Here is a 25,342-nt window from a genome sequence, read left to right as displayed (position 1 = left end):
ACCCGAAACCTGAAAACCTGTTGGAAAATTACAGATTTTTATGATGCTGGCCAAACTTCCTGTGCGCTGTTTTGGCAAGCATTCGGGCAACATCCGCCGTATTTTTATTTTGGTTCTTAAATGCTTAATCATGCTTTTAGGCCGTCTGAAAACATGGAGGCCGTCTGAAAGATTGTTTCAGACGGCCTCTTTAGAACCAAAGCGGTTTTAGAAGGTTTTTTGCAGTGCCAAGCCGATTTCGTTTTGCTTGTAACTGTTCAAACCGATATTGCCGTTTACTCTGCGGTGTTTCAGATTCAGCACCGGCTTCAAGCCTGCCACTTTCCAGCGGTCGGCGTTAAGGCCGAGGGTGTAAATCTGCTCGTTGTCGCGGCGGCGGTTTTCAAAGAATTTTTCATATCCGTCGTGGGTACGGCGGCGGAATGTCGCATTCAATGCGGTACTGAATCCTTGCGGGAATATTTTGACCGCGCCGATACGCGCGGAAGCTTGGCGGTAAGCAAAAACATCGTTGGCGGCTTTGCGGCGTTGATAGTCCAAACCCGCATACAGTATCACGTCGTGGCGCGGAATATACGTTAAAGTGTTGTTGGCCGAGAACATGCGGCCGTCTGAATGTTTATAGCGTTCTACATAATCCAAGCGCGTCCACTCCAGCTCGGTGTTCCACAACCAGTTGCCGCCGCTTCTTTCCCATTCGCCGCGCACGCCGTAGTTGCGGTGTTCGGTTTTACCGCCGCTGCCGTTCCACTCAAACACGGGGGCCAAAGTGAAGCTGTCACGGTGGTTTTCAAACTGGTAACCTGCGCTCAGATTGGCCGTGTGCGCACCGCGTGCTTTTTGGTTGCGGTAAACCGTTCCGTAAGCAATGCCGCGTACCGTTACACCGTGATGGCCTTTGACCTGCCAGCGGCGCACGGCAGTGGTTTCGTATCGTGCGCCGACACCATTCTCAACGGGGTCTGCCTGTAACACGCCTCCGCACTCACCGCCTACCGCGTTTACACACCACTCTTTACCCGCGCCGGGGCTTTGGTTGATGTTGCTGTTCCATACCGCACCGATTTGCGCCGAACCGCGCCATGAGTCGCGTTTGTTTAAGGCCGTCTGAAAAGATTCAACATTTTCGCGCACGCTTTCAGGCAAATCTTCCGTGCGTGCTATTTGCACAAATTGCGATGCGGCTTCGCGATTCAGATGGCCTTCGTACAACAATCTGGCCAAATCAAGGCGGCCGCGCGTGAAATCAGGTTGCCGCTCCAACAGGGTTTCGTAGTGCTGCTTCGATTGTTTCCATTTTCCGTCGGCACGGGCAAGTGCGGCACGCGCCAGCAGTGCAACGTCTTTATCGTGGTCGGCTTGCTGTTCGTATCGGCCAAGCAGGCGGCGGACGGCAGCCCAATCGCTGCGGTTAACCGCTTCGTAAAGTACGGCACCGGTATCTTGCGTTACAGCTTCCCCGCTCTGTATGGTAGCTTGGGCGGCAGCGTCTTTCTCCCACACTTCGCGCTCCTGCGCCCTATCCATCTGACGGGTGTTCTGCCACAAACGCTGCTGGATATCGTCGTCTTGTGCAAAGGCAGGCCAACTTGCCGCCATCAAACACAGCCAAACTGTTTTTTTCAACATAATCTGCACCTAAATGTTCAGATAAATAAAAATCCGCTTATTTGATATTGCAACAAATAAGCGGATGATTGGATTCAGGCGTTCAGGGAAAGTTTCCCGTGAGACCCGTTTGTTCTAACTTACTTCTTCACGCCGCCGAACGCAGTGTTCAGGCTGTGGTTGGTTTTAAACTTGGCCACACCGGCAAGGCTTGAAGCACCGTTACCGAAGAAGTTGCCGTCAACTTTACCTACATGGCCGTTGGCGTAAGCGTAGCCTTCGAATTCTGCATCTTTAGTGTCGATGTAAGAATTGATGTTCATGTTAACTGCTGAGTTTTTCAACGAACCTGCCAAAGTGCGGGCACCGAAGTCGGCTTTCAGAGTACCGGTCATCAAGTTGTTGCCTTTGTAGTTGTTGATACCTTTAACAGCGTAAGTAGCGGTACCGTAGGTAGGCATGTTTCTGGTGCGGCTGTCGCCGGAGTAGTAAACCGCACGGTTAGAACCTTTGGCAAACTCGCGACCTACCCATTCACCGTATTGTACGTTTGCACCGCCGCTGCGGATGCTGTTAAAAGTGAATTTACCGATGTTTTGGCCGGTATAGTGGTTCTTGGCAACGATGGTTTTCACGCCGTTGCGGTCAACACTCGCTCTGTGGTGATCCAAAGCTTTGTAGTGAATACCGGATTGGTATGCTGCGCTTTTCAGCAGTTTTTTGTTTACAGCTTCAGATTCAGGCTTCGGCAATCTGGCTTTGGCAGCTTTCTTAGCGGCTTTGGCAGCTTTTTTCGCAGCCTTCTCTTTTACTTTGTTATCGTAATAAGATTGATCCGGCGTCCAGTAATCATGGTAATCGGCAAAAGCGCCGGCGCTCAAAGTTGCAGCCAAGATAACAGCAGCAGTTTTTTTCAGGTTGAGTTTCATAGTCGTAGTCCTTTTCATCAAGTGACAAACAAAGTCAGCTTCTTACAGCTGGGCGCAACAATTATTGTTCATGACCGTGTATGCAGCGTTAAATCTCTTCAACCCTGTGCATCGGGTTATGCCTTATTGTTTGATTCTCATTGTATGAATCGAAACTTAGGTTAAAATTAGCCGGATTTTAATTCAGGTAAAGATTTGGGCAATGTTTGTATCTTGCTGATTGATATAAATTATTCAGCCAATTTCATCTGCATAAAAACCGGATTTTCTACACCCTGAAACAACCGTTTTTTTAACGGTTGCAAAAATGTTGATGAGGCCGTCTGAAAACACTTTTTAAGATTGAAGGAGAATGAAATGTCGCGCTGGGATGAACGCTACCAACCCGAAGAATATGTGTTCGGTACCGAACCAAACGAATTTATCGCCCGCATCCGCCCGTATCTGCCCCCGCAAGGCAAGGCGCTCGATTTGGCTACCGGCGAGGGGCGCAACGGCGTGTTCCTTGCACAATTAGGCTTGGAAACGGAAGGCGTAGATATGTCGGCACGCGGTTTGGAAAAAGCACAAAAGCTGGCTCAAAGCAAAGGCGTGGACTTTAACACCCGCCTCGACAACATCACGGAAATGGACATGCCGTCTGAACATTATTCGGTGATCACTTCGGTGTTCTGCCATTTCCCCGAGCCGGAGCGTACGCGCACCATGCAGCGCATCATCCGCTCATTAAAAAGCGGCGGCTTGTTTGCAGGCGTGTTTTACCACCCCGATCAAATTGCTTACGGCACAGGCGGCCCCAGCGATCCGGCATTGTTGGGCAACTTGGAAGAAATGCAACAGGCCTTGTCCGGCTTAGAATGGCTGATTGCCGAACACTCCGTAAGGGAAATGAACGAAGGCAGCCGCCATCAAGGTTTAAGCTCGGTCATCTGCCTGCTGGGCAAAAAACCTCAACCATAAGGAAACTAATATAAACAAGACAAGTCTCTGATATTTATCAGGGACTTTTATTTTGGCTCCAAACAGCCCATGTCGAAACATGCTTGTCCTTGCGCTTGCCTAATTTACTGTAACAATATGTTCCATATATATTTTCTATACATTTTGTTAATAAATGTTATGCATAATGGAATGTTGTAAAACTGATTGACCAACATTCACAATAACTAAGATACTTCGGAAATTTTAATTGAGCTGAATAGCAAAAATTACCTTAGAAAAAGCAAAGGCATACCATGACAGAACAAGAAAACAATAAAACCCATGCAGAAAAATCGGCGCAAAACGACGATTTGATGAACGCCGAAAACACGCATGAGCCGCACAACACAATGAGTAACTTAGCAGCACAAGAGCCGGTTTTGATGCTGGAAAACTTGGAGGACAAGGAAAACCTCCAATCGCCGACAGAAGAAGCGGCATTAAACGAATCCGAATCTGCCGACGATCCGGCGGCCGCAGCCAAAAAAGCCAAAAAGAAACTGTTGAAACAACAACGCAAAGCCAAAAAAGAAGCTACTTCAGAACCAGCGGAAGAACCCACATTGCAACTGGGCACGGCAAAAGGTGTGGAAACCATGTTCCGCAACGCGTTCCGTACGGAAATGGAATTATTGGCTTTGGCAGCAACCAAAGCCAATATCATGATTTCATTAAACGGCTTTATCGTATCCGCTTTAATGATTTCCGGTGCGTTTATTTTCTCAACTTCCCCCGATTTTCTTGTGCCGGCCGGCATCTTTATGACAACGGCCGCCGCCTCTATTGTCTTTGCTTTATTGTCGGCCTCTCCAGAGCGTATGGGTAAAATGCGTGCCACCGTCGAATGGCTGAAAGATGTGTTCAAGCGCAAGGCCTCCCTTCGCGATTTCAAAACACGGGTATATGAACCGGAAGCGCATTTTGTCGATGAATCGCCCAATATTCTGATTTACGAAGACCGCGTCAAAATATCCAAAGACCGCTACTGGGAAATGATGCAGGATATTATGGCCAACCGCGAAGAAGTATATAAAAAAATGAGTGAAGAGCTTTACTGGCTCGGCTCTTTGGCTAACAAGCAGTTCAAATACTTGAACATGTCGTATGCCGTTTTCCGCTGGGGGCTGCTCTTCTCGGTGCTGGCCTTTATCGCGATTAAAACCCTGCCCAATGTCGTGCCGTCTATGCGTGCAGACAAAGCTGCGGCAGAGCTGCGTAATCTCGGCATTAATTCATTCAAAGGGTTGTACGAACCTTCAGCCGTACAGCAGCTGCCTGACGGCCGCCTGCTGGTTATAGAAGACGAACATTCCCGCGCTGCCAGTATCGTATCGTTTAACAAAGACGGTACTTTAGATGAAAACGAATCAATCGATACCCGAATTGTCCGCGGCTTCAAACGCAAACTGAGTGATTTGGAAGGCCTGACTTTGGATAACGACGGTTATGTTTATGCCATTACCTCGCATTCCCGCAACAGGGAAGGCGTGCGCCGCCCCGACCGCGAACACTTTATCCGCTTCAAAATCCGTGGCAACGAAGTGGTGGAATTAAGTTCGTTTAACGGCTTGGTGGACATCTTGGAAACATCAGAGCAAGTAGAACAACTTATCCGCGGCAAAATCGGCACGATGTTGGATTTCAAAACCATCAATATCGAAGGTTTGGCCTACGATCCCACCAAAAACCACCTGCTGCTGGGCTTCCGTGACCCCGAGTTCAGCGATAAATCCATGATTCTCTACATCGACAATCCTAAAGAAATGTTTGAGAAAAAAGCCAAACCCAACTTTGTTGACGTTGCTTTCTTGGATATTAAAGGCGGCGGTATCCGCTCGATAAACTACGATGCAGTATTGAAATCATTTATCTTGACCAACGAAGTGAAAGATGAAAAAGGCAAGAAATTCCCGCAATTCTGGCTATGGAACGGCGAACCTACCGCCGAAGCCAAACCTATCGACTTGCCCAATATGAATCACATGACCAACGTCGAAGCTGTAGATTCTGTGAAGGTAAACGGCCAAAACCGTCTGATTTTCATGAGCGACGACGGCGACGCCACCAAAAATATCGGTGGTAAATACATGATCGTAGAATACGATAAATTCTAAAGCCTATTAAAAAATAAAAGCCTTGTTTCCAAATAGGCTTAAAATAAAAGCACTTGGCATCTCCTTGCCAAGTGCTTTTTATATAGACAACAAACTTGTTCTTATGCTCCTGAAGGCCGTCTGAAAATATCCTCCAACCTAAAGCTAAACTCAAGAATCCAGTCCAGCAAGCCCAAATTTGGAGATTACCTTGCGGAAAAACCAAATGAACAAGGCTATATTTGGTAGATCAGCTTATTTTTCTGTAAACAAAGCAATCGTGCCAACAATCTCTATCCCGTCTGCCTCGTTTAATTACACCAGATGAAATCAAATGTTAAAAATGCGATAATCTGCGCTTATCTTCCACTTTACCGAAGGAAACCGCATCATGAGCGCGCAATTGATTAATGGCAAAGAGATTTCCCAACAACGTTTAGAAATGCTCAAACAAAAAACAGCAGCCCGCCAATCAGCCGGCTTACGTGCCCCATGCTTGGCTGTCGTATTGGTAGGCGATGATCCCGCCAGTGCCGTATATGTGCGCAATAAAAAAACAGCTTGTGAAAAAGTCGGTTTCCGCTCACTCTCCTACGAACTGCCCGCAGACACCTCTCAAGACACCCTGCTCAAATTGGTAGACGATTTAAACGCTGATGCCGGCGTTGACGGCATTTTGGTACAACTGCCCTTACCCGCTCAAATCAACAGCCAAGCAGTATTGGAACGAATCTTACCTCATAAAGACGTAGACGGCTTCCATCCCTATAATGTAGGCCGTCTCGCCGTAAAAATGCCGCTCCTCCGTCCTTGCACACCCAAAGGTGTGATGACTTTATTAGAAGCTTATAACATCGACCCCAAAGGCAAAAAAGCTGTTGTCGTCGGCGCTTCAAATATTGTCGGCAGACCACAAGCATTAGAACTCTTATTAGCCCGCGCCACCGTAACCGTTTGCCACAGCGCCACCCAGAATCTGGCCGAAGAAGTAGGCGCTGCAGATATCGTGGTCGTAGGTGTAGGCATTCCTAATTTTGTAAAAGGCGAGTGGATTAAACCGGGCGCCGTTGTCATTGATGTAGGCATCAACCGCCTAGAAGACGGCAAACTGTGCGGTGATGTAGAATTTAATGCAGCCAAAGAGCGAGCATCGATGATTACCCCCGTCCCCGGAGGTGTAGGCCCAATGACAATTGCGACACTTTTAGAAAACACCCTACAAGCTGCTGAACTTCACGATGTCTGATTAATAATCGTCTGATTAATATAGTCATTCTCACCATACCATTATGGATATCGCAAAGTTAAGATTGATACAAACAGACAATCTCAATCAATCTAGGTTAAGTTCTTCACCAAAATCAACAGCCGAAGTCCGATTGCAGGATTTCGGCTGTTGGTTTATTCTAATATTCCTTTATCCTTCCTCAGATGCACGATCATTAGGCACCAACACCCTTGCCTCCATTTAAGCTGCTGCAAAAACATATAGCACTTAAGACTTTGGTTAAAAACATTTTTTGTCTAATAATAGCGTCGTAAAATCAAATTTTTTTACTTATACGGTGTTTATCCAAATCGAGAAGCACATTTAAAAGCTTCAAACTGAGACTTTGCAAAACCCTCAGATATGGATGCAGTTCAAGGCGTAGCAGCACAGCAAGTGCAGACATATCATATAGATAGGCAAACGAGCGAGCAGCGCACAACGCAGAAATGTGCGGCAGATGGGGGTTTTGCAAAGGTCTCAAACTATGTGTAAATCAAAAATCTTTCCCCCTACCCCTTACACAAAAAAGAAAAGCACAGTAAAAACTGTGCTTTTCTTGGGTAAATAAACAATCTATTTCTATTATTTATTTCTTTGCGAGCGAATATAATCCAAGGTTTTCAACTGTGCAATTGCAGCAGCCAACGCAGCATGTGCCTTAGCCAATGATTCATCATCACCAGCCTGAGAAATGCGTGCCTCAGCAGCTTTCTTAGCTTCCTCAGCTCGAGCTTGATCCATTTCTTCACTGCGTACTGCCACATCAGCCAACACAGTCAGCTTATCAGGTTGAACCTCTAAAAGCCCACCTGAAACGGCTACCAATATTTCATCAGCTGCACCAGGTACGGTCAAACGCAAAGCACCCGGGCGAACTAAACTCATGATCGGCTCATGTCTCGGGTAAATACCAAGCTCACCTGTCAGAGTCGGCACAACTACAAAGCTGGCCTCCCCTGAATAAATATTCTGCTCATTACTTACCACTTCAACTTGCATGATACTCATGCCGGCCTCCTTAGCTTACGGTTTTCGCTTTCTCTACAGCTTCTTCAATGCCGCCAACCATATAGAAAGCTTGCTCCGGCAAGTGGTCATATTCACCGCTCAAGATCGCTTTGAAGCCTGCAATGGTGTCACGCAATGAAACGTATTTGCCCGGAGAGCCTGTAAATACTTCTGCAACGTGGAACGGTTGTGACAAGAAACGCTGAATCTTACGAGCACGCATTACTGTCAGTTTATCTTCATCAGATAACTCATCCATACCCAAAATTGCAATAATATCTCTCAGCTCTTTATATTTTTGCAGAGTAGATTGAACGCCGCGTGCTACATCATAGTGTTCTTGACCCAAAACCATTGGATCCAATTGACGCGAGGTAGAATCCAACGGGTCAACTGCAGGATAAATACCCAAAGAAGCAATATCACGGCTCAACACTACTGTTGCGTCCAAGTGGGCAAAGGTGGTAGCCGGAGACGGGTCAGTCAAGTCATCCGCAGGTACATACACGGCTTGAATAGAAGTAATAGAACCTGTTTGAGTAGAAGTAATACGCTCCTGCAAGCGACCCATTTCTTCTGCCAATGTAGGCTGATAACCTACTGCAGACGGCATACGGCCTAATAATGCAGACACTTCGGTACCGGCCAAAGTATAGCGATAGATATTATCCACAAAGAACAAGACGTCACGACCTTTGCCGTTTTCATCTTTCTCGTCACGGAAATATTCGGCCATAGTCAAACCAGTCAAAGCAACGCGCAAACGGTTACCCGGAGGTTCATTCATCTGGCCATAAACCATGGCTACTTTGTCCAATACGTTGGAGTCTTTCATCTCGTGGTAGAAGTCATTACCTTCACGGGTACGCTCACCTACACCGGCGAATACAGACAAACCACTATGTGCCTTCGCGATGTTGTTGATCAACTCCATCATATTTACGGTTTTACCCACGCCGGCACCACCAAACAAACCTACTTTACCGCCTTTTGCAAACGGGCAAAGCAAGTCAATCACTTTAATACCGGTTTCCAACAATTCAGTTGTGCTGGAAAGCTCGTCGAATTTAGGTGCCTCTTGGTGAATGGCACGCTTTACATCCGCACCAACCGGACCGGCTTCATCTACCGGATTACCAAGTACATCCATAATACGACCCAGTGTAGCTTTACCTACGGGCACAGTAATCGGAGAGCCTGTATTCACTACAGACATACCGCGCTTAAGGCCGTCTGAACTACCCATTGCAATGGTACGTACTACACCATCTCCCAAAAGCTGTTGAACTTCCAAAGTCAAATCTTGGTCAACCAACTTCAGGGCATCATATACGTGCGGAATAGCATCACGAGGAAACTCAACGTCAACTACAGCACCAATGATTTGTACGATTTTGCCTTGGCTCATTATCGTATCCTATTTTAAATGAACGGCGCAGCAGCCTTAAACAGCAGCTGCACCTGCAACAATTTCTGACAACTCTGTGGTAATCGCCGCTTGACGCGACTTGTTATACACCAAACGCAATTCTTTAATGGCATTACCTGCATTATCCGTAGCAGCCTTCATTGCTACCATACGTGCGGCTTGTTCTGATGCCATATTGTCGCTTAGTGCCTGATAAACCACAGACTCTAAATAGCGGCGGACTAAATATTCCAAAACAGCAACCGGGCTTGGCTCATAACGATAATCCCAATTGTAATCGCTATTTTCGCTTACGCTTTCGATTGTGTTTTGACCTACTGGCAATAAAATCTCATTGCGCGGTTCCTGACGCATAGTATTAACAAAGCCAGAATACACCAAATGAATCACATCTAAATGCTGTTTCTCATAGCGTTGGAAAATTTCAGTCAATGCTCCCAGCAATTTTTCCATGCGTGGGGTATCGCCCAAATTAACCACACTAGCGATTACATTTAATCCGATTCGTTGGCAAGCTGCTAATCCTTTGCTGCCAAAGCACACAACATCAACTTCAATACCTTGGTCTTGATACTCTTGAACTTGTGCTAAAAATTTCTTCAATACATTAGCATTCAAGCCACCACATAAACCTTTATCGGTGGTGATCAAAATAAATCCTACGCGTTGTACGCTACGATGCGATTCAAGCAATTTGACACCATGGTCCGAATGGGTCTGTGCCAAATGGCTCATAACTAAACGCACTTTTTCAGCGTACGGACGCGCAAGACGCATCCGCTCTTGAGTCTTCCGCATTTTAGAGGTTGACACCATTTGCATCGCTTTAGTGATCTTTTGTGTATTTTGAACACTACGGATTTTGGTGAGAATCTCTTTTCCTACTGCCATTTCAGACTCCTTTCATCCTGAATTCTTAAGCTTGATAAGCGTAAGAAGATTTGAATGATTTCATAGCCTGAATCAGCACTTGCTCATTATCATCAGACATCGCACCTGAAGCGTTAATAGCATCAAGCACATCTGGATGTTGAGTGCGCACATAGCTCAGGAATTCAGCTTCAAAAGCTAAGGCTTTCGATACCGGAACATCTTCATATGAGCCGTTATTAATAGCCCACAATGTCAATGCCATTTCAGCAGTATTCAATGTACTGAATTGCTTTTGCTTCATCAACTCAGTTACCACTTCACCATGTTGAAGTTGTTTTCTTGTCGCTTCGTCAAGGTCTGAGGCAAATTGCGAGAATGCAGCCAGCTCACGATATTGAGCCAAAGCCAAACGAATACCGCCACCAAGTTTCTTAATTACTTTAGTTTGTGCTGCACCACCCACTCGAGACACCGAAATACCCGCATTAATTGCAGGGCGAATACCCGAGTTGAACAAGTCGGTTTCCAAGAAGATTTGGCCGTCTGTAATAGAAATCACGTTGGTAGGCACGAAAGCTGATACGTCACCTGCTTGGGTTTCAATAATGGGCAAGGCAGTCAATGAGCCTGTTTTGCCTTTTACTTCGCCATTTGTCAGCTTTTCTACTTCGTCTGCATTAATACGTGCAGCACGTTCCAGCAAGCGGCTGTGCAAGTAGAATACGTCTCCAGGATAAGCTTCACGACCGGGAGGACGACGCAACAGCAAAGAAATCTGACGGTAAGCAACCGCTTGCTTGGACAAGTCGTCATAAACAATTAATGCATCTTCGCCACGGTCACGGAAAAATTCACCCATTGTACAGCCTGAATAAGGTGCGATAAATTGCAAAGCTGCTGCTTCCGAAGCAGTCGCCGCAACAACAATGGTATGTTCCATTGCACCATATTCTTCCAGCTTACGTACCACGTTGGCAATTGAAGAAGCTTTTTGACCTACTGCCACGTAAATACAAACAACGCCTGTACCTTTTTGGTTAACGATTGCATCTAATGCAACTGCTGTTTTACCAGTTTGACGGTCACCGATAATCAACTCACGTTGGCCGCGACCAATAGGCACCATGGAATCAATTGATTTCAAGCCGGTTTGCATCGGCTGATCAACAGATTGACGAGCAATAACACCCGGAGCAATTTTTTCAATCGGCGCAGTCAGAGTAGTATTGATCGGGCCTTTCCCATCAATAGGATGACCCAAAGCATTAACAACACGACCAACCAATTCACGACCGATAGGCACTTCTAAAATGCGCCCGGTACACTTAACTTCGTCACCTTCTTTAATATGCTCATATTCACCCAGCACGACAGCACCTACGGAGTCGCGCTCCAAGTTCATAGCCAAACCGAACGTGTTGCCGGGGAATTCAAGCATTTCACCTTGCATAACGTCTGACAAGCCATGAATGCGTACAATACCGTCTGTAACAGAGATTACTGTGCCACGAGTACGAATTTCTGCATTAACAGATAAATTTTCTATCTTGGCTTTAATCAAATCGCTAATTTCAGCAGGATTAAGCTGCATGAAAACTCTCCTAATTTGTCATAGCCGTATACAAAGCATTCAATTTGCCTTGTAACGACAGATCCAATACTTGGTCACCAATCTCAACTTTGACCCCACCAATTAATGACTCATCTACCTGAGTAGTAGCTACTAAATTGGTACCAAAACGTTTTTGCAATTCGTTGGTCAAATCATTCAACTGCACATCATTTAAAGGATAAGCACTGTAAATAACGGCTTGTTTTGTTTGATTGAGTGCCAAAGTTAAGTCTTGAAATTGCGCATAAACTTCAGGGAGAATCTGTAAGCGTTTTTGCTCGGCAAGTACCAATACAAAATTTTTCAGATTTTGGTCGCTCAAATCAACCAGCTTTGCCAAAACATCTGCTTTTTCAGCAGCGTCTTGCTCCGGCTGTTCGATAAATGCAGCAACTTTTTCCTGTTGCACAACAGACGCCAATTCTTTTAGTCCGCCCAACCAAGACTGTATTTGGTTTTTTTCTTGTGCCAACCCAAACAATGCTTTTGCATAGGGTCTAGCAATTGTTGCGAACTCAGCCATAAGATTACAGCTCCTGTTTTAGGGCACTTAATATTTGCGCGTGCTTTTCAGCATTTACTTCACTGCGCAAGATAGATTCAGCACCTTTTACAGCCAATGCAGCAACTTGCTCACGTAACGCTTCGCGAGCACGGTTTGTTTCCTGCTCTACATCAGCTTTGGCTTGCGCTGTAATGCGGGCGGCTTCATTTGAAGCTTGTTCTTTAGCTTCTTCTACAATTTTTGCCGCTCGCTTTTCGGCGTTAGCTACCATTTCGGCAACTTGATTACGCCCATCAGCCAAGAGTTCTGCAACTTTCTTTTCTGCCTGCTCAAAATCGCTCTTACCGCGCTCGGCTGCAGCCAAGCCCTCTGCGATTTTATCGGCGCGCTCGTCCAAAGCTTTCGCAATGGGTGGCCACACAAATTTCATAGTAAACCACACCAAACCGAAAAATACGATTAACTGCGCAAATAAGGTTGCATTAATATTCACTTTACTTAACCTTCGTATTAGGGTTAATCAAACAAACAGTGTTTCGCATAGAGATCGAAACGGTTTCCTGTTCGGATTAGCCTGCAAACGGGTTAACGAAAGCAAACAGCAGGGCAATAGCCACACCGATCAAGAACGCGGCATCGATCAAGCCGGCAATCAAGAACAGTTTGGTTTGCAGCGGGCCAATCAATTCAGGTTGGCGTGCAGAAGATTCCAAATATTTAGAACCCACCATGGCAATGCCGATTGACGCACCCAGCGCACCCAATGCAACAATCAAACCACATGCGATAGCAATCAAACCCATTTTAAAACTCCTTAATTAAAAACAAAGGTTAAAAACTACGTTGAAAAAACTATTTCTTCTACTTTAAAAAGCAGACTAATCAATCTTTATCGTGTATTAAAAATCAAATTAGTGTGCGTCATGCGCTTGGCCGATATATACGAAAGCCAAAGCCATGAAGATAAATGCTTGCAAGGTAATAACCAAAATGTGGAAGATGGCCCATACCAAGCCTGCGAGAATATGGAACACAAACATAATCGGATCCATAATTCCTACGCTACCTGACACAGCCCAAGCGCCACCCAAAAGTGCGATCAACAGGAATACCAATTCACCCGCATACATATTACCGAACAACCGCATACCGTGCGACACGGTTTTCGATAAAAATTCAACAATATTCAAAATGAAATTGGCAGGGGCTAACATCGGGCCAAACGGAGCGGTAAACATTTCGTGCATCCAACCGCCAAACCCTTTGATTTTGACATTATAGAAAATACAGATCATCAATACGCCGATTGCCATAGCCAATGTGGTATTTAAATCGGCCGTAGGAACGACACGCAGCAAAGCATGATGTTCGCCGGTAGCCATCTGCCAGCCTAAAGGCAACAAATCTACGGGGAGCAAGTCCATGGCGTTCATCAGGAAAATCCATACAAATAATGTCAGGCCTAAAGGTGCGACAAATTTGCGTGATTGTTCATTGTGAACAATGCTTTTACACATATCGTCCACAAATTCAAATAGGATTTCTACTGCGGCTTGGAAACGTCCGGGCACGCCTGCAGTCGCTTTTTTTGCTCCGCGCCATAAGAAAAAGCTACCGATCACACCCAATAATACCGCAAAAAATACGGCATCCAAGTTGATGAATGAAAAGTCGGCAATATTCTTAAGGCCCTGACCTTGGGTTACGTCCTGCAAACTAGTCAAGCTTTGTAAATGGTGCTTGATGTAGTCGGCAGCAGTCATTGATTCACCTGCCATAGTCTCTAACTCTCAACAATGCTAAAAAAACCAGATGGCTGACCACAAATAACCCTGCAATATAGGGTAGAAATTTTAGTGTTTCGTGCCAAACTGCGAAGATGACAATCATCAACACTAATGCCAGCATTACTTTTAAACCTTCTCCCAGTAAGAAAATTTTTCCGGCTAAATGCGGATAAGGTTTGAAAAGTTTTAAAAGTAAAACCGCCACTGCAGAGGGCAGCAAGTAGCTCAACCCACCTGCCAAAGCAGACCAAAAGCCGCTCATCCCGCTGATTGCTGCACATAAAACTGCAACAATTGCCAATGCAGCCATCTGCACATATAAAATCTTATTCATACAAGTGACTCAAAGGCACTATTAAGCGGGGCTACTATAATCAAGATGCGTTTAAGCGTCAAGACAATTGTTAACCTTTGTCAATGAAATATCGGCTGAAGTTTTGTTTTATATAACTGAAACTTGCTTTCTTTTCACAGCCAGACTACATGATACTACACAACATTAAAAATTAAACAGCGGATTATCTGTTGATTTGTGAATAATCTGCCCTTTTTACGGCTGATTACACGCAGTTTATATTAAAGTGAAGGCCGTCTGAATTTTCAGACGGCCTTTGGCATAGGCTCTTTTACTTTAAAAACGCTCAATAGTCGTAATCCACACCTAATTGCTGTAACAGATTTTCCAGCGTTTCTGGCGTATCGAAATATAAAACAATTTTGCCTTTTTTCTGATTTCTGCTCTGCACTTCGGCATTCACGCCTAATTTATTGGTAATCGCTTCATTTAAACGGCGGATATCGGGGTTGATTTTTTTGGACGGCGCCGATTTCTGCCCTTGTTGGAGCATTTGGCTTCGGCGCTCGACTTCACGAACCGACCAGCCGTTTTTTACTGCTTTTTGAGCCAGTAATAATTGATCCACAACGGGCAAAGTCAGCAACGCTCGCGCATGCCCCATTTCCAAACGGCGTTGATACAGCATATCTTGCACAGGCTCCGGCAATCCCAACAAGCGCAGGCTATTGGAAATCGCGCTTCTGCTTTTGCCAACGGCTTTTGCAATGGTTTCGTGTGTTAGGCTGAATTCGTCAGCCAAGCGCTTCAAGCCGCGGGCTTCCTCAATGGGGTTCAAGTTTTCACGCTGCAAGTTTTCAATCAACCCCATTGCCAGCGCGGCTTCATCGCTAATGCTTTTAATCACGACCGGAATCTCGGTCAAGCCTGCCAACTGGCTGGCACGCCAGCGGCGCTCACCTGCAATCAGCTCGTATTGCGACAACCCCCGCTCCCGCACAATCACAGGTTGAATTACCCCTTGCGCTTTAATGGATTCAGCTAACTCATGCAAGGCTTCATCGTCCATTTGTACGCGCGGCTGGTAGCGGCCCGGTTGGATGTCAGATACTGCCACAGTCGTCAGACGGTCGTTTCCACCGTCGTCGATATTATTAGAAATAAGAGAGTCTAAACCGCGGCCCAAGCCGCCTTTTGGTTTTGCCATGTGAAGTATCCTTTTTTCAGACGGCCTTAATTGTATCGGATATTGAACGTCGCCGCATGCCTTGCTTTCAGACGGCCGTCTGAAAACCTCGAATCATTTCACGTTATAATAACAGCACGTTTATCAAGAAATTTGTCTTATGAAAAAGCCCATTATTATCGGCGTGGCCGGCGGATCAGGATCAGGTAAAACCACGGTATCGCAAGCGATTTACCGCGAGTTCAGCGGAAGCCCGATTACGATTATCGAACAAGATTATTATTATAAAAACCAACCTGAGCTGCCGCTTGAAGAGCGTAAAAAACAGAATTACGACCATCCTTCAGCCTACGACAACGACTTGCTGTTGAACCATATCCAACAGCTGCTCGAGCGTAAAGCCGTAGAGATTCCACAATATGATTACACAAACTACAGGCGCCATTCGCAAACCAAGCACCAAGAGCCTGTTGATGTGATTATTATCGAAGGCATTTTGGCTCTGTATGATGAGCGTATCCGCAATTTGATGGATATTAAACTGTTTGTAGATACGGACGGCGATTTGCGTTTTATCCGCAGGATGTTACGCGATATCCAAGAGCGCGGCCGTTCGGTGGAGTCTGTTGTCAAACAATATACGAAACAAGTCCGCCCGATGCACAATCAGTTTGTAGAACCTACAAAGCGCCATGCCCACATTATCATTCCTTGCGATGAACAAAATAATGTGGCCATTGACGTATTGATTGCGAAAATCCGTACCGTGTTACAAGAGCAACCCGAACTGGTTTAACAGGATTTTTAATCGCCTTTAATAGACTTTGAAAGGCAAAAACGACAAATCCATCACATATGCTTTGGGGTTAGACCAATCCACCTTAACGGTGATGCTATCTTTAAGATAAGGCTTAGGGTCTTGCCCCATGGGCGGGCTGACAAACGTATATATTTGGCCGTTATCAGGATTCGGGGCAACGGCAATGATTTCGTATTGGTCAATGTAATTACCGTCGCCCGTTTTCCTGCTCCACTCCCTCACTTCCTGCACAGCGGCTTGAACTTCCACGCCATTACTGATTGCCTGCTGCTGCCCTTGATACTTCGGCAACAGAATAAAAAACAGAATACCGCCCAAAATTAACGCGACCAACCAAGTTATCGGATGGGGAACAAAAAAACCCGCGAATAAAGCAATCACAAACAAAACGCCGGCAATTACAAGTGTAGTTAGGGAAATCACGCTGCTTCTTCTTTCATCAATCAAAATTAATCATAGCGCTTCATATAGGAGCATATTTCATATTTTCAAATAGTTATCGTTGGCAAATACAGCACCTGCTTCATATCTTATCTGACTCTACTCACTAAAATCATTCAGGCCGTCTGAATTTTTCAGACGGCCTGAAGATACTACCAATGCAATGCCATATTATCCCTGTGTATCAGCTCTTCTTCATTGATATAGCCGAGCTTGCTGATAATCTGTTCAGACGGCGTCCGCAAAATCTTACCGATTTCGCCGCTACTGTAATTAACCAAACCTCTGGCGATTTCTTTACCTTCGGTATTCAAAACGGCAACCAGCTCGCCGCGATGAAAATGCCCGTCAACTCGAACACACCCCACCGGCAGCAGACTTCGGCGGCCTTCGATTAATGCTTTGACTGCGCCGTCATCTATCACAATTTTTCCGGCTTGTTGAACATGCCCCAACAGCCATTGTTTGCGTGCTGCTACACGGCTGTGGCCACTGAAAAACAAGGTGCCGATGCTCTCGCCGTTTAGCAAACGCAGTAGAACGTCAGGTTCACGCCCGGAAGCCACGATGGTTGTCGCTCCGCTTAATGCTGCACGTTTCGCCGCCAGCACTTTGGTGTACATGCCCCCCGTACCTACCCCGCTGCCTGCTCCGCCCGCCATATTTTCCAACTCGGGATGTTCTGCTGAAATATTGCTGATAAATTGTGCATGCGAATTTTTGCGCGGATCGCTATCGTATAAACCTTTTTGATCGGTCAAAATTATCAAAGCATCGGCGTCAACAAGGTTGGCAACCAGCGCCCCTAGTGTGTCGTTATCTCCGAGCTTAATCTCTTCCGTGGTCACGGTATCGTTTTCATTGATGATAGGCACAATGCCTTTCTCAAGCAAAGTACGCAACGTACTGCGGGCATTAAGATAACGGGTACGGTTACTTAAATCTTCATGTGTTAAAAGAATTTGTGCCGTATGCACCTGATGCGGCAGAAAAGCCGTTTCATAGGCTTGCGCGATACCCATCTGCCCTACTGCCGCTGCAGCTTGTAATTCGTTTAACGCCGTCGGGCGCTTCGGCCAGCCCAAGCGTTTGATGCCTTCGGCAATCGCTCCGCTAGACACGAACACAACCTCTATGCCTTTTTTCTTCAATTCAGCAATTTGACCGGCCCATTGGTTAAGCGCCGCTTGGTCTATACCTTTCCCCTCGGCAGTGACCAAACTCGACCCTACTTTCACCACTATCAAACGCGCGTGGGAAATATTCTCTACCTGCATAACAAGCTTTCATCTAAAAAATAAACATATCAACCGGTTGGTTTTCAGACGGCCTATTCCCTATTCCGGCCATGCCAAAAATAACGCCACACAAAAGTAGGAAAGGCAAAAATCAAATACAAGCAGATTACGACTGCATAAAACTCCCAATCCTGATGATGAACCGTGCCTGCACGTGATTCAAGCATATAAGCCAAACCTGCCGTGATGCCGAATCCTATGAAAAGCTCAAACAAATGATGCCCGATGTGCTTATGCTTAAGTTTGAACACACCCAGCAAACGTTGGGTTAAAAAAGGCGCATTGGCAAAAATAAATGCCAACAACAGCAAGATATACATAGATGAAGTCATCATTACACCTTAATATTTTCAGACGGCCGTCTGAATATTTATTTAAGTTGCCATATTAACAAAAACGGCAGCTTTCGTGGCTGCCGTTTATAACTCGCTTCAATGCTGTTACAGCGTATTCTCTAATGCTTTTAAGCACCAATCCATCATACTTTGCGGCATTACACCCCATACCAGTAAAAGTGCTGCATTGATGGATAAGAAAACCTTGGTTGCAACATTACTGCCAATTGCATGGTCGCTGCTAGGCTGATCAAAATACATCACTTTAACCACTCTCAGGTAGTAGAACGCACCAATCAAGCTCATCAGCACAGCGAATACCGACAACCACACATAACCTTCGGAAAGCAATGCTTTGATTACGGCAAACTTAGCGTAGAAGCCCATCAACGGCGGAATACCTGCCATTGAGAACATCGCCAAAAGCATCAAAAGAGCATACCAAGCATTACGTTGGTTCAAACCGGCCAAATCGTTCACTTCTTCGCATTCAAACGATTCGTTTGACAACAACATCAATACACCGAAACCAACCAAACCCATAATGACGTAAGTAATGGCGTAATACAAACCTGCACTAAAGCCCACCACTCCGGCTAAAAACGCCAGCAAGATAAAGCCCATATGAGAGATGGTGGAATAGGCAAACATACGTTTGATATTGGTTTGCATGATGGCAGCCAAGTTACCCAAAATCAACGAAGCTACCGCCAAAATGGCCAGCATTTTCGTCCAATCGGCACTTTCCGTATTCAATCCTGAAACCAAAATACGGAAGGCAAAGATAACCGCGGCAATCTTCGGCACAGTACCGATAAAAGCAGCCACAGAAGTCGGTGCGCCTTGGTATACATCAGGTACCCACATATGGAACGGCACAGCACCTAATTTGAATGCAACCGCAACCACGATAAACACCACACCCAACTTCAACAGCCAGCCATGTGCATTGCCTTGAAGAACATATTCTTGAATAGCAGCAAACTCTAAAGAGCCGGTTGCTCCGTATACCATAGAAATACCGTAAAGCAGCAAACCGGAAGCCAAGGCACCAAGTACAAAATACTTCAACGCGGCTTCAGCTGCTTTTGCCGAATCACGACGCAAAGCAATCATGGCATACAGCGACAAAGACAACAGTTCAAGACCGATATACGCAGTCAAAAAATGCCCTGCGCTAACCATCACGCTCATACCTATCAAACCGAAGAGCGACAGTGTATAAAACTCTCCTTTAAAGATATTGCGCGATTCATTGTATGGCTTGCTATACACAAATAATGCAAACAAGGCTGCATACATTACCATTTTAGACAATTGCGACATACCGTCGGCAATATACATACCGCTGAAAGTAGCCACACTACCCGGAGCCCATACCGACCATTGCGTAGCCGCAACGGCCACCAATGAAGCCAGGCTTAGCAGATGCGTGATATAACGGTTTTCATCTTTCAGCCATAAATCAACCAATAAAACTATACCCAATGCCGAAAGCAAAACTATTTCAGGCATGGCGGGGATTAAATTCAAATCAGTCCAGTTCATTCACACACCTCAAATTTTGCTTTGCGCCACTTGTACAATCAAATCATTCGCAGCCTGATGGATGACCGCAATAAACGGTTCCGGCCACAGACCCATACCCAAAACCGCAAACGCCAGTACAGCTAAAATCACAAACTCACGGCAATTTACGTCTTGCATTTTTTGTACTTCAGGGTTTTTGATCTCACCGAAAATGACACGTTTATACATCCACAAAGTATAAGAAGCGCCATAAATCAGCGTAATGGCAGCCAATGCACCAATCCAAAGGTTAACTTCGACTGCACCCATGATCACCATGAATTCACCCACGAAACCTGAAGTCGCAGGCAAACCGGCATTAGCCATGCCAAACAGCATCATAAATGCTGCAAACTTAGGCATTACATTCACCACGCCACCGTAATCGGCAATATTGCGGCTGTGCAGGCGGTCATACATTACACCGATACACATAAACATGGCAGCAGATACGAAACCGTGGGAAATCATTTGGATAATCGCACCTTTCAGCGCCCAGTCGTTCAACTGGCCATACTCTGCGCCACTGAAAACACCGGCAAATGCAAACAAACCGAGCGTTACAAAACCCATATGGCTGATTGAAGAATAAGCCACCAATTTTTTCATATCGGTTTGTACCAAAGCCACCATACCGATATAAATCACTGCAATCAGGCTCAACACCACTATCGCCGGTGCAAAGTAGCGCGAAGCATCAGGCAAGATCGGCAGAATAAAACGCAAGAAACCGTACGCACCAACTTTCAAAGTAATGGCTGCAAGTACCATCGAACCACCGGTCGGCGCTTCAACGTGGGCATCAGGCAACCAAGTGTGCACAGGCCACATCGGTACTTTGACTGCAAATGAAAGGAAAAACGCAATGAAAAGTAACTGCTGCACGCCCAGCGGAATCTGCTTCAGGTTTTGGAAGTCCACGATAGAGAAACTGCCACCTGTTTGGTAAGAAAGATAAACCAAAGCAACCAACATCAGCAGCGAACCCATCAATGTATAGAGAAACAGCTTCACAGAAGCATATACGCGGCGCGGACCACCCCACATACCGATGATCAGGTACAGCGGAATCAGCATGCCTTCGAAGAACACATAAAACAGAATTGCATCTTGAGCAGCAAACGCACCATTAATCAGGCCAGACATAATTAAGAATGCAGCCATGTATTGCGCAGCACGCTTTTGGATAACTTCCCAGCCTGCCAACACCACCATCAGGGTAATAAAAGCATTCAGGATAATAAACAGCACCGAAATGCCATCCACACCCAAAGCATAATTAATGTTGAGCGCAGGAATCCATTGGTGGAATTCTTGGAACTGGTAACCGCCGTTCAAACGGTCAAACCTTGCAAACAAAGGCAGTGTTACCAAGAATCCGGCCAGCGAACCGATCAATGCAAGCACACGAGCCAGCGGCGCACGGTTGTCCGAACCCGTAGCAAGCACCAGTACGCCGGCGACAATCGGTACCCATATTGCCAAGCTGAGTAGGTTGTTGAAAAACATAGTCATAGCCTGTGGTTTATCAAAATAAAAATTGTTGTTATCGGGTAAATGAGTTTTCAAAACGACCTGAAAAGAACATCAAAACATCTGAAAACTGATTTAGCACTCTTTCGTTTGTTCAATTCTTCTCGCTTTCACATAGAAAGCGTTTGGTTGCTCTTTAAGCAAGCTTTTCAGACGGCCTTATTTAAACCATAACCCCCAGAAAAACGCTACCACTAATACCAGCACACCTGTCACCATAAAGGCTGCATATGTGTAGATGAAACCGGTTTGCATTTTGCGGACTTGAGCGGCAATAGCGCCAACCAGTTTGGCAGAACCGTTCACCAAACCATTATCAATAATGGCGGTATCGATGGCTTTCCAGAAGAAAGTGCCTAATGCACGGCTACCTTTGGCAAATACATTGAAATAAATCGTATCCAAATAGTATTTGTTATCAAGCAGTTTATAAACAGGGCTGAAAGCAGCCGCGATTTTTGCAGGTAAGTGAGGCGCTTTAACGTATAAAACGTAAGCTGCAACAACACCGGCAATCGCGAGATAGAGCACAGGCGTATGCAAACTGTGTGAAACCATTGCCAACGGACCATGGAAGGCTTCTTTCATTTGCGCCATTACCGGATGCGCTTCATGGTTCACATAAATCACATCTTTAAAGAAATCGCCGTAGAGCATAGGTTCGATAGCGATATAACCGATGACCACCGACGGAATAGCTAACAAAATCAGAGGCAAAGTAACTACCCAAGGGCTTTCATGCGGATTATCGTTCTTACCTAAGCCGTGATGATGTTCTTCATCGTGGCCGTCTGAATGGTGATCGTGATGGATTTCACGCCATTTTTCTTTGCCATGAAACACCATGAAATATTGGCGGAACGCATAAAATGCAGTAACAAACACGCTGGCCAAAACGGCAAAATAAGCGAAACCACTACCCGGCAAGTCGCTGAAATGCACAGCCTCAATAATCGAATCTTTAGAATAGAAACCGGAAAACAGAGGAGTCCCAATCAGAGAGAGATTACCGATAAGCATGGTAATCCAAGTAATCGGCATGTATTTTTTCAGATTGCCCATATGACGCATATCTTGGTCATGGTGCATACCGATAATGGCACTACCGGCAGCCAAGAACAACAGGGCTTTAAAGAAAGCGTGCGTCATTACATGGAACATCGCAATTGAATAAGCGGACACACCCAAAGCCACAGTCATATAGCCTAACTGCGACAGAGTAGAATAAGCCACCACGCGCTTAATATCGTTTTGAATTGTGCCAAGAAAGCCCATGAACAGCGCAGTAATTGCACCAATCACCATAATCACTGAAAGTGCGGTTGTGGACAATTCATAAATCGGCGACATGCGCGATACCATAAACAAGCCGGCAGTCACCATCGTTGCCGCGTGAATCAATGCAGAAATCGGCGTAGGGCCTTCCATTGAATCGGGCAGCCACACATGCAGCGGGAACTGGGCAGACTTACCCATTGCACCGACAAACAACAACAGACAGGTTACGGTAATCAAGTCCCAACCGAAAATCTGCATACCTACCACATTAGGCAGATAGGCAAATACATCAGCATAACGCAGACTGCCACCGAAATAGGCCAATACCAAACCGATGCCGAGAATAAAGCCGAAATCACCAACACGGTTTACCAGAAAGGCTTTCAAGTTGGCAAAAATTGCGCTTTCACGTTTGAAGTAAAAACCGATCAGTAAATACGACACCAAGCCCACAGCTTCCCAACCGAAGAACAGCTGGATGAAGTTATTACTCATTACCAGCATCAACATGCTGAAAGTAAACAAAGAAATATAGCTGAAAAAGCGTTGGTAACCTGTTTTCTCATCGTGCATATAACCGATGGTATAGATATGCACCATTAACGATACCGATGTTACCACCACCATCATCATGGCAGTCAGTGTGTCGACTAAAAAGCCTACAGAGAAGTCAATGCCTCCCATGGTTAACCATGTGTAAACATTTTCGTCAAACTTTGCACGGGTTCCATTAATAAAACCCCACAATACATAGCCGGACAATACTGCTGATACTGCAACGCCGAGGATGGTGACAGTATGTGCTCCTTTACGGCCGATTTGATTACCAAACAAACCGGCCAACAACGATCCGACCAAAGGAATCAGAGCAATCGCCAGATATAAGCTCATATCGTTCATTTTTCTTATTCTCCCGATTAACCCTTCAAACTGTTCAAATCTGCTACGTTAATCGTGTTACGGTTACGGAATACCAATACCATAATCGCCAAACCGATTGCAGATTCGGCTGCAGCTACAGTCAACACGAAAAACACAAAAATCTGACCGGCCGTATCACCAAGATATTGAGAGAACGCGATAAAGTTGAAATTTACCGCCAGCAACATCAGCTCTATCGACATCAACAGCACCAACACGTTTTTGCGGTTCATAAAAATGCCCATCGCGCTAATACCGAACAACAGAGCGGCCAGCACCAAATAATGCGTAATCGTAATCATGCTTTGCCCTCCTCTGTTTGGCCGTCTGAATCGCTTTCAGGTCGTGACGGTTGCTGTACCACAGCTTCCATTTTTACCATACGCATACGACCTTCTTTGGCATTCACTTTTACCTGATCGGCAGGATTAATGTATTTCGGATTAACCGTTTTACGGTGCACCAAAGCAATGGCGGCAACCATACCCAACACCAACAACACGGCAGCTAATTCGAACGGCAACAGATAAGTCGTGTAAATTTGGGTACCCAAATCACGTACGTTGCTGTAATCGGCGGGAATGTCTTTCATAGAGCCGAATGCTGCCAAATTAGTATCAGGTGCAATCAAAATCATGATTAACGCAACGGCCATCAGCACACCTACTGTGAAAGCCACCGGAGCATTACGCCAGAAACCGGCACGCATTTCTTCGATGTCGATGTTCAGCATCATTACGACGAACAGGAACAGCACCATTACGGCACCCACATACACTACCACCAACGTAATACCGAGAAACTCAGCCTGCATCAGCATCCACATCATGGCCGACATACAGAAAGTGAGCACCAAATACAAAGAAGCGTGTACAGGGTTTTTTGCAGTAACGGTTTTTACCGCACCAAATAAAATAATGGCTGCCAATACGTAGAACATAATCAGAGAAAAAGTCATTGTTCTACTCCTTTAGCGATAAGGTGCATCAGCAGCTTTGCGCTTGGCAATTTCGGCTTCGTATTTGTCGCCAATCGCCAGCAGCATGGGTTTGGTGTAGTGCAAATCGCCGCGCTTCTCACCGTGGTATTCGAGAATATGGGTTTCCACAATGGCATCAGTCGGGCAGGCTTCTTCGCAAAAGCCGCAAAAAATGCACTTGGTCAAATCGATATCGTAACGGGTGGTACGGCGGCTGCCGTCTTCGCGTTGCTCCGATTCGATATTAATCGCCATTGCCGGGCAAACCGCTTCGCACAGTTTGCAGGCAATGCAGCGCTCTTCCCCGTTCGGATAGCGACGCTGGGCATGCAGGCCGCGGAAACGCACGGATTGCGGCGTTTTTTCTTCGGGGAACATAATGGTTTCTTTGCGGGCGAAAAAGTTTTTGAGCGTAACACCCATGCCTTTTACCAATTCGCCTAGCAGGAAGGTTTTGACTAAATTTGCCATAATTACACCCTACCCTATTGTTGCGGATAGCTTTCTTTTAATTAAAAATTTATCTTGGTTAATAAAAAACTGTTTATTAAACAAATCACTTCCATAATATTTCTTCAAAAATTTTTCTGCA

The 25,342-nt window shown here is 45.7% G+C and carries 27 protein-coding genes; 5 read left to right on the top strand and 22 right to left on the bottom strand.

Annotation, left to right across the window (positions count from 1 at the left end):
- Nucleotides 1–40: 40 nt before the first annotated feature.
- Nucleotides 41–211, top strand: a complete 171-nt coding sequence (locus LVJ85_RS00735; RefSeq protein WP_244740605.1) for a hypothetical protein — start codon at nt 41–43, stop codon at nt 209–211.
- On the opposite strand, the gene LVJ85_RS00730 is transcribed toward LVJ85_RS00735, so the two are convergent.
- Together LVJ85_RS00730 and LVJ85_RS00725 are read right to left on the bottom strand one after the other, a co-directional pair.
- Nucleotides 208–1,629: a surface lipoprotein assembly modifier gene (locus LVJ85_RS00730; protein ID WP_244740604.1), complete on the bottom strand. Its 1,422-nt coding sequence runs from the start codon at nt 1,627–1,629 to the stop codon at nt 208–210. The two genes, LVJ85_RS00735 and LVJ85_RS00730, sit on opposite strands and share 4 nt — an antisense overlap.
- Nucleotides 1,630–1,748: 119 nt before the next feature.
- Nucleotides 1,749–2,537: a Slam-dependent surface lipoprotein gene (locus LVJ85_RS00725; RefSeq protein ID WP_244740602.1), complete on the bottom strand. Its 789-nt coding sequence runs from the start codon at nt 2,535–2,537 to the stop codon at nt 1,749–1,751.
- A 357-nt stretch (nt 2,538–2,894) separates the two neighbouring features.
- Here LVJ85_RS00725 and LVJ85_RS00720 point away from each other — a divergent pair, with 357 nt between their 5' ends.
- From LVJ85_RS00720 to folD, 3 genes are all read left to right on the top strand, one after another.
- A complete protein-coding gene (locus LVJ85_RS00720; protein WP_244740600.1) occupies nt 2,895–3,497 on the top strand; it encodes a bifunctional 2-polyprenyl-6-hydroxyphenol methylase/3-demethylubiquinol 3-O-methyltransferase UbiG in 603 nt (200 codons plus the stop codon).
- A 275-nt stretch (nt 3,498–3,772) separates the two neighbouring features.
- A complete protein-coding gene (locus LVJ85_RS00715) occupies nt 3,773–5,632 on the top strand; it encodes a Pycsar system effector family protein (RefSeq protein ID WP_244740598.1) in 1,860 nt (619 codons plus the stop codon).
- A gap of 370 nt (nt 5,633–6,002) precedes the next feature.
- Nucleotides 6,003–6,857 (top strand): bifunctional methylenetetrahydrofolate dehydrogenase/methenyltetrahydrofolate cyclohydrolase FolD, encoded by an 855-nt coding sequence (folD, locus tag LVJ85_RS00710; RefSeq protein WP_115134114.1) that lies wholly within the window; start codon nt 6,003–6,005, stop codon nt 6,855–6,857.
- A 298-nt stretch (nt 6,858–7,155) separates the two neighbouring features.
- Here folD and LVJ85_RS00705 read toward each other — a convergent pair whose 3' ends face one another.
- From LVJ85_RS00705 to LVJ85_RS00655, 11 genes are all read right to left on the bottom strand, one after another.
- Nucleotides 7,156–7,353 carry a hypothetical protein gene (locus tag LVJ85_RS00705; protein WP_244740596.1) on the bottom strand — a complete coding sequence of 66 codons (198 nt, stop codon included), beginning with the start codon at nt 7,351–7,353 and terminating at the stop codon, nt 7,156–7,158.
- 110 nt (nt 7,354–7,463) lie between these two features.
- A complete protein-coding gene (locus tag LVJ85_RS00700) occupies nt 7,464–7,889 on the bottom strand; it encodes a F0F1 ATP synthase subunit epsilon (RefSeq protein WP_085364278.1) in 426 nt (141 codons plus the stop codon).
- 10 nt (nt 7,890–7,899) lie between these two features.
- The gene (gene atpD / locus LVJ85_RS00695; protein WP_115134111.1) at nt 7,900–9,297 is read right to left on the bottom strand and encodes a F0F1 ATP synthase subunit beta; all 1,398 of its coding nucleotides are present in this window, start codon (nt 9,295–9,297) and stop codon (nt 7,900–7,902) included.
- Between the two features lie 36 nt (nt 9,298–9,333).
- Nucleotides 9,334–10,209, bottom strand: coding sequence for a F0F1 ATP synthase subunit gamma (gene atpG / locus LVJ85_RS00690; RefSeq protein WP_085364280.1), 876 nt, complete (start codon nt 10,207–10,209; stop codon nt 9,334–9,336).
- A gap of 25 nt (nt 10,210–10,234) precedes the next feature.
- Nucleotides 10,235–11,782 carry a F0F1 ATP synthase subunit alpha gene (atpA, locus tag LVJ85_RS00685; protein ID WP_244740593.1) on the bottom strand — a complete coding sequence of 516 codons (1,548 nt, stop codon included), beginning with the start codon at nt 11,780–11,782 and terminating at the stop codon, nt 10,235–10,237.
- 10 nt (nt 11,783–11,792) lie between these two features.
- Nucleotides 11,793–12,326 (bottom strand): F0F1 ATP synthase subunit delta, encoded by a 534-nt coding sequence (locus LVJ85_RS00680; RefSeq protein WP_244740591.1) that lies wholly within the window; start codon nt 12,324–12,326, stop codon nt 11,793–11,795.
- Nucleotides 12,327–12,330: 4 nt separating this feature from the next.
- Entirely contained in the window at nt 12,331–12,801 is a 471-nt protein-coding gene (locus LVJ85_RS00675) for a F0F1 ATP synthase subunit B (RefSeq protein WP_085364283.1), read from the bottom strand.
- A 76-nt stretch (nt 12,802–12,877) separates the two neighbouring features.
- Nucleotides 12,878–13,111 (bottom strand): F0F1 ATP synthase subunit C, encoded by a 234-nt coding sequence (atpE, locus tag LVJ85_RS00670; protein WP_004284425.1) that lies wholly within the window; start codon nt 13,109–13,111, stop codon nt 12,878–12,880.
- A 108-nt stretch (nt 13,112–13,219) separates the two neighbouring features.
- Nucleotides 13,220–14,086, bottom strand: coding sequence for a F0F1 ATP synthase subunit A (gene atpB / locus LVJ85_RS00665; RefSeq protein ID WP_085364284.1), 867 nt, complete (start codon nt 14,084–14,086; stop codon nt 13,220–13,222).
- A complete protein-coding gene (locus LVJ85_RS00660; RefSeq protein WP_244740588.1) occupies nt 14,076–14,429 on the bottom strand; it encodes an ATP synthase subunit I in 354 nt (117 codons plus the stop codon). The genes atpB and LVJ85_RS00660 overlap by 11 nt, the downstream gene beginning before the upstream one ends.
- Before the next feature lie 307 nt (nt 14,430–14,736).
- Nucleotides 14,737–15,597 carry a ParB/RepB/Spo0J family partition protein gene (locus LVJ85_RS00655; protein WP_244740585.1) on the bottom strand — a complete coding sequence of 287 codons (861 nt, stop codon included), beginning with the start codon at nt 15,595–15,597 and terminating at the stop codon, nt 14,737–14,739.
- Between the two features lie 139 nt (nt 15,598–15,736).
- Here LVJ85_RS00655 and udk point away from each other — a divergent pair, with 139 nt between their 5' ends.
- Nucleotides 15,737–16,372, top strand: coding sequence for a uridine kinase (gene udk, locus LVJ85_RS00650; protein ID WP_244740583.1), 636 nt, complete (start codon nt 15,737–15,739; stop codon nt 16,370–16,372).
- 18 nt (nt 16,373–16,390) lie between these two features.
- On the opposite strand, the gene LVJ85_RS00645 is transcribed toward udk, so the two are convergent.
- The 9 genes from LVJ85_RS00645 to nuoI form a co-directional block, all read right to left on the bottom strand.
- Nucleotides 16,391–16,777, bottom strand: coding sequence for a hypothetical protein (locus LVJ85_RS00645; protein WP_244740581.1), 387 nt, complete (start codon nt 16,775–16,777; stop codon nt 16,391–16,393).
- Nucleotides 16,778–16,989: 212 nt separating this feature from the next.
- Nucleotides 16,990–18,114: a glutamate 5-kinase gene (gene proB, locus LVJ85_RS00640; protein ID WP_244740578.1), complete on the bottom strand. Its 1,125-nt coding sequence runs from the start codon at nt 18,112–18,114 to the stop codon at nt 16,990–16,992.
- Nucleotides 18,115–18,167: 53 nt separating this feature from the next.
- Nucleotides 18,168–18,467 (bottom strand): DUF2818 family protein, encoded by a 300-nt coding sequence (locus LVJ85_RS00635; protein ID WP_115134105.1) that lies wholly within the window; start codon nt 18,465–18,467, stop codon nt 18,168–18,170.
- Between the two features lie 108 nt (nt 18,468–18,575).
- On the bottom strand, nt 18,576–20,018 hold the full coding sequence (gene nuoN, locus LVJ85_RS00630) for an NADH-quinone oxidoreductase subunit NuoN (protein WP_244740575.1): 1,443 nt from the start codon (nt 20,016–20,018) through the stop codon (nt 18,576–18,578).
- A gap of 9 nt (nt 20,019–20,027) precedes the next feature.
- Nucleotides 20,028–21,548, bottom strand: a complete 1,521-nt coding sequence (locus tag LVJ85_RS00625; RefSeq protein ID WP_085364292.1) for an NADH-quinone oxidoreductase subunit M — start codon at nt 21,546–21,548, stop codon at nt 20,028–20,030.
- Between the two features lie 183 nt (nt 21,549–21,731).
- Complete coding sequence (gene nuoL, locus LVJ85_RS00620; protein WP_085364293.1) at nt 21,732–23,750, bottom strand: NADH-quinone oxidoreductase subunit L; 2,019 nt, start codon at nt 23,748–23,750, stop codon at nt 21,732–21,734.
- Nucleotides 23,751–23,767: 17 nt separating this feature from the next.
- A complete protein-coding gene (gene nuoK, locus LVJ85_RS00615; protein WP_009115728.1) occupies nt 23,768–24,073 on the bottom strand; it encodes an NADH-quinone oxidoreductase subunit NuoK in 306 nt (101 codons plus the stop codon).
- On the bottom strand, nt 24,070–24,729 hold the full coding sequence (locus LVJ85_RS00610) for an NADH-quinone oxidoreductase subunit J (RefSeq protein ID WP_244740573.1): 660 nt from the start codon (nt 24,727–24,729) through the stop codon (nt 24,070–24,072). The genes nuoK and LVJ85_RS00610 overlap by 4 nt, the downstream gene beginning before the upstream one ends.
- 12 nt (nt 24,730–24,741) lie before the next feature.
- Nucleotides 24,742–25,221 carry an NADH-quinone oxidoreductase subunit NuoI gene (gene nuoI, locus LVJ85_RS00605; RefSeq protein ID WP_009115726.1) on the bottom strand — a complete coding sequence of 160 codons (480 nt, stop codon included), beginning with the start codon at nt 25,219–25,221 and terminating at the stop codon, nt 24,742–24,744.
- Between the last annotated feature and the right edge of the window lie 121 nt (nt 25,222–25,342).

It is taken from the genome of Neisseria sp. Dent CA1/247 (assembly GCF_022870825.1).
Classification (GTDB): Bacteria; Pseudomonadota; Gammaproteobacteria; order Burkholderiales; family Neisseriaceae; genus Neisseria; species Neisseria zoodegmatis.
Note: the sequence above shows the minus strand (reverse complement) of the source record. Positions and strands in the feature narration are given on the sequence as shown.

Bases quoted from the DNA above. Each gene is read 5' to 3' on its own strand.
- LVJ85_RS00735 (WP_244740605.1), top strand. From the start codon at position 41: ATGATGCTGGCCAAACTTCCTGTGCGCTGTTTTGGCAAGCATTCGGGC.
- LVJ85_RS00730 (WP_244740604.1), bottom strand. From the start codon at position 1,629: ATGTTGAAAAAAACAGTTTGGCTGTGTTTGATGGCGGCAAGTTGGCCT.
- LVJ85_RS00725 (WP_244740602.1), bottom strand. From the start codon at position 2,537: ATGAAACTCAACCTGAAAAAAACTGCTGCTGTTATCTTGGCTGCAACT.
- LVJ85_RS00720 (WP_244740600.1), top strand. From the start codon at position 2,895: ATGTCGCGCTGGGATGAACGCTACCAACCCGAAGAATATGTGTTCGGT.
- LVJ85_RS00715 (WP_244740598.1), top strand. From the start codon at position 3,773: ATGACAGAACAAGAAAACAATAAAACCCATGCAGAAAAATCGGCGCAA.
- folD (WP_115134114.1), top strand. From the start codon at position 6,003: ATGAGCGCGCAATTGATTAATGGCAAAGAGATTTCCCAACAACGTTTA.
- LVJ85_RS00700 (WP_085364278.1), bottom strand. From the start codon at position 7,889: ATGAGTATCATGCAAGTTGAAGTGGTAAGTAATGAGCAGAATATTTAT.
- atpD (WP_115134111.1), bottom strand. From the start codon at position 9,297: ATGAGCCAAGGCAAAATCGTACAAATCATTGGTGCTGTAGTTGACGTT.
- atpG (WP_085364280.1), bottom strand. From the start codon at position 10,209: ATGGCAGTAGGAAAAGAGATTCTCACCAAAATCCGTAGTGTTCAAAAT.
- atpA (WP_244740593.1), bottom strand. From the start codon at position 11,782: ATGCAGCTTAATCCTGCTGAAATTAGCGATTTGATTAAAGCCAAGATA.
- LVJ85_RS00680 (WP_244740591.1), bottom strand. From the start codon at position 12,326: ATGGCTGAGTTCGCAACAATTGCTAGACCCTATGCAAAAGCATTGTTT.
- atpE (WP_004284425.1), bottom strand. From the start codon at position 13,111: ATGGGTTTGATTGCTATCGCATGTGGTTTGATTGTTGCATTGGGTGCG.
- atpB (WP_085364284.1), bottom strand. From the start codon at position 14,086: ATGGCAGGTGAATCAATGACTGCTGCCGACTACATCAAGCACCATTTA.
- LVJ85_RS00660 (WP_244740588.1), bottom strand. From the start codon at position 14,429: ATGAATAAGATTTTATATGTGCAGATGGCTGCATTGGCAATTGTTGCA.
- LVJ85_RS00655 (WP_244740585.1), bottom strand. From the start codon at position 15,597: ATGGCAAAACCAAAAGGCGGCTTGGGCCGCGGTTTAGACTCTCTTATT.
- udk (WP_244740583.1), top strand. From the start codon at position 15,737: ATGAAAAAGCCCATTATTATCGGCGTGGCCGGCGGATCAGGATCAGGT.
- proB (WP_244740578.1), bottom strand. From the start codon at position 18,114: ATGCAGGTAGAGAATATTTCCCACGCGCGTTTGATAGTGGTGAAAGTA.
- LVJ85_RS00635 (WP_115134105.1), bottom strand. From the start codon at position 18,467: ATGACTTCATCTATGTATATCTTGCTGTTGTTGGCATTTATTTTTGCC.
- nuoN (WP_244740575.1), bottom strand. From the start codon at position 20,018: ATGAACTGGACTGATTTGAATTTAATCCCCGCCATGCCTGAAATAGTT.
- LVJ85_RS00625 (WP_085364292.1), bottom strand. From the start codon at position 21,548: ATGTTTTTCAACAACCTACTCAGCTTGGCAATATGGGTACCGATTGTC.
- nuoL (WP_085364293.1), bottom strand. From the start codon at position 23,750: ATGAACGATATGAGCTTATATCTGGCGATTGCTCTGATTCCTTTGGTC.
- nuoK (WP_009115728.1), bottom strand. From the start codon at position 24,073: ATGATTACGATTACGCATTATTTGGTGCTGGCCGCTCTGTTGTTCGGT.
- LVJ85_RS00610 (WP_244740573.1), bottom strand. From the start codon at position 24,729: ATGACTTTTTCTCTGATTATGTTCTACGTATTGGCAGCCATTATTTTA.
- nuoI (WP_009115726.1), bottom strand. From the start codon at position 25,221: ATGGCAAATTTAGTCAAAACCTTCCTGCTAGGCGAATTGGTAAAAGGC.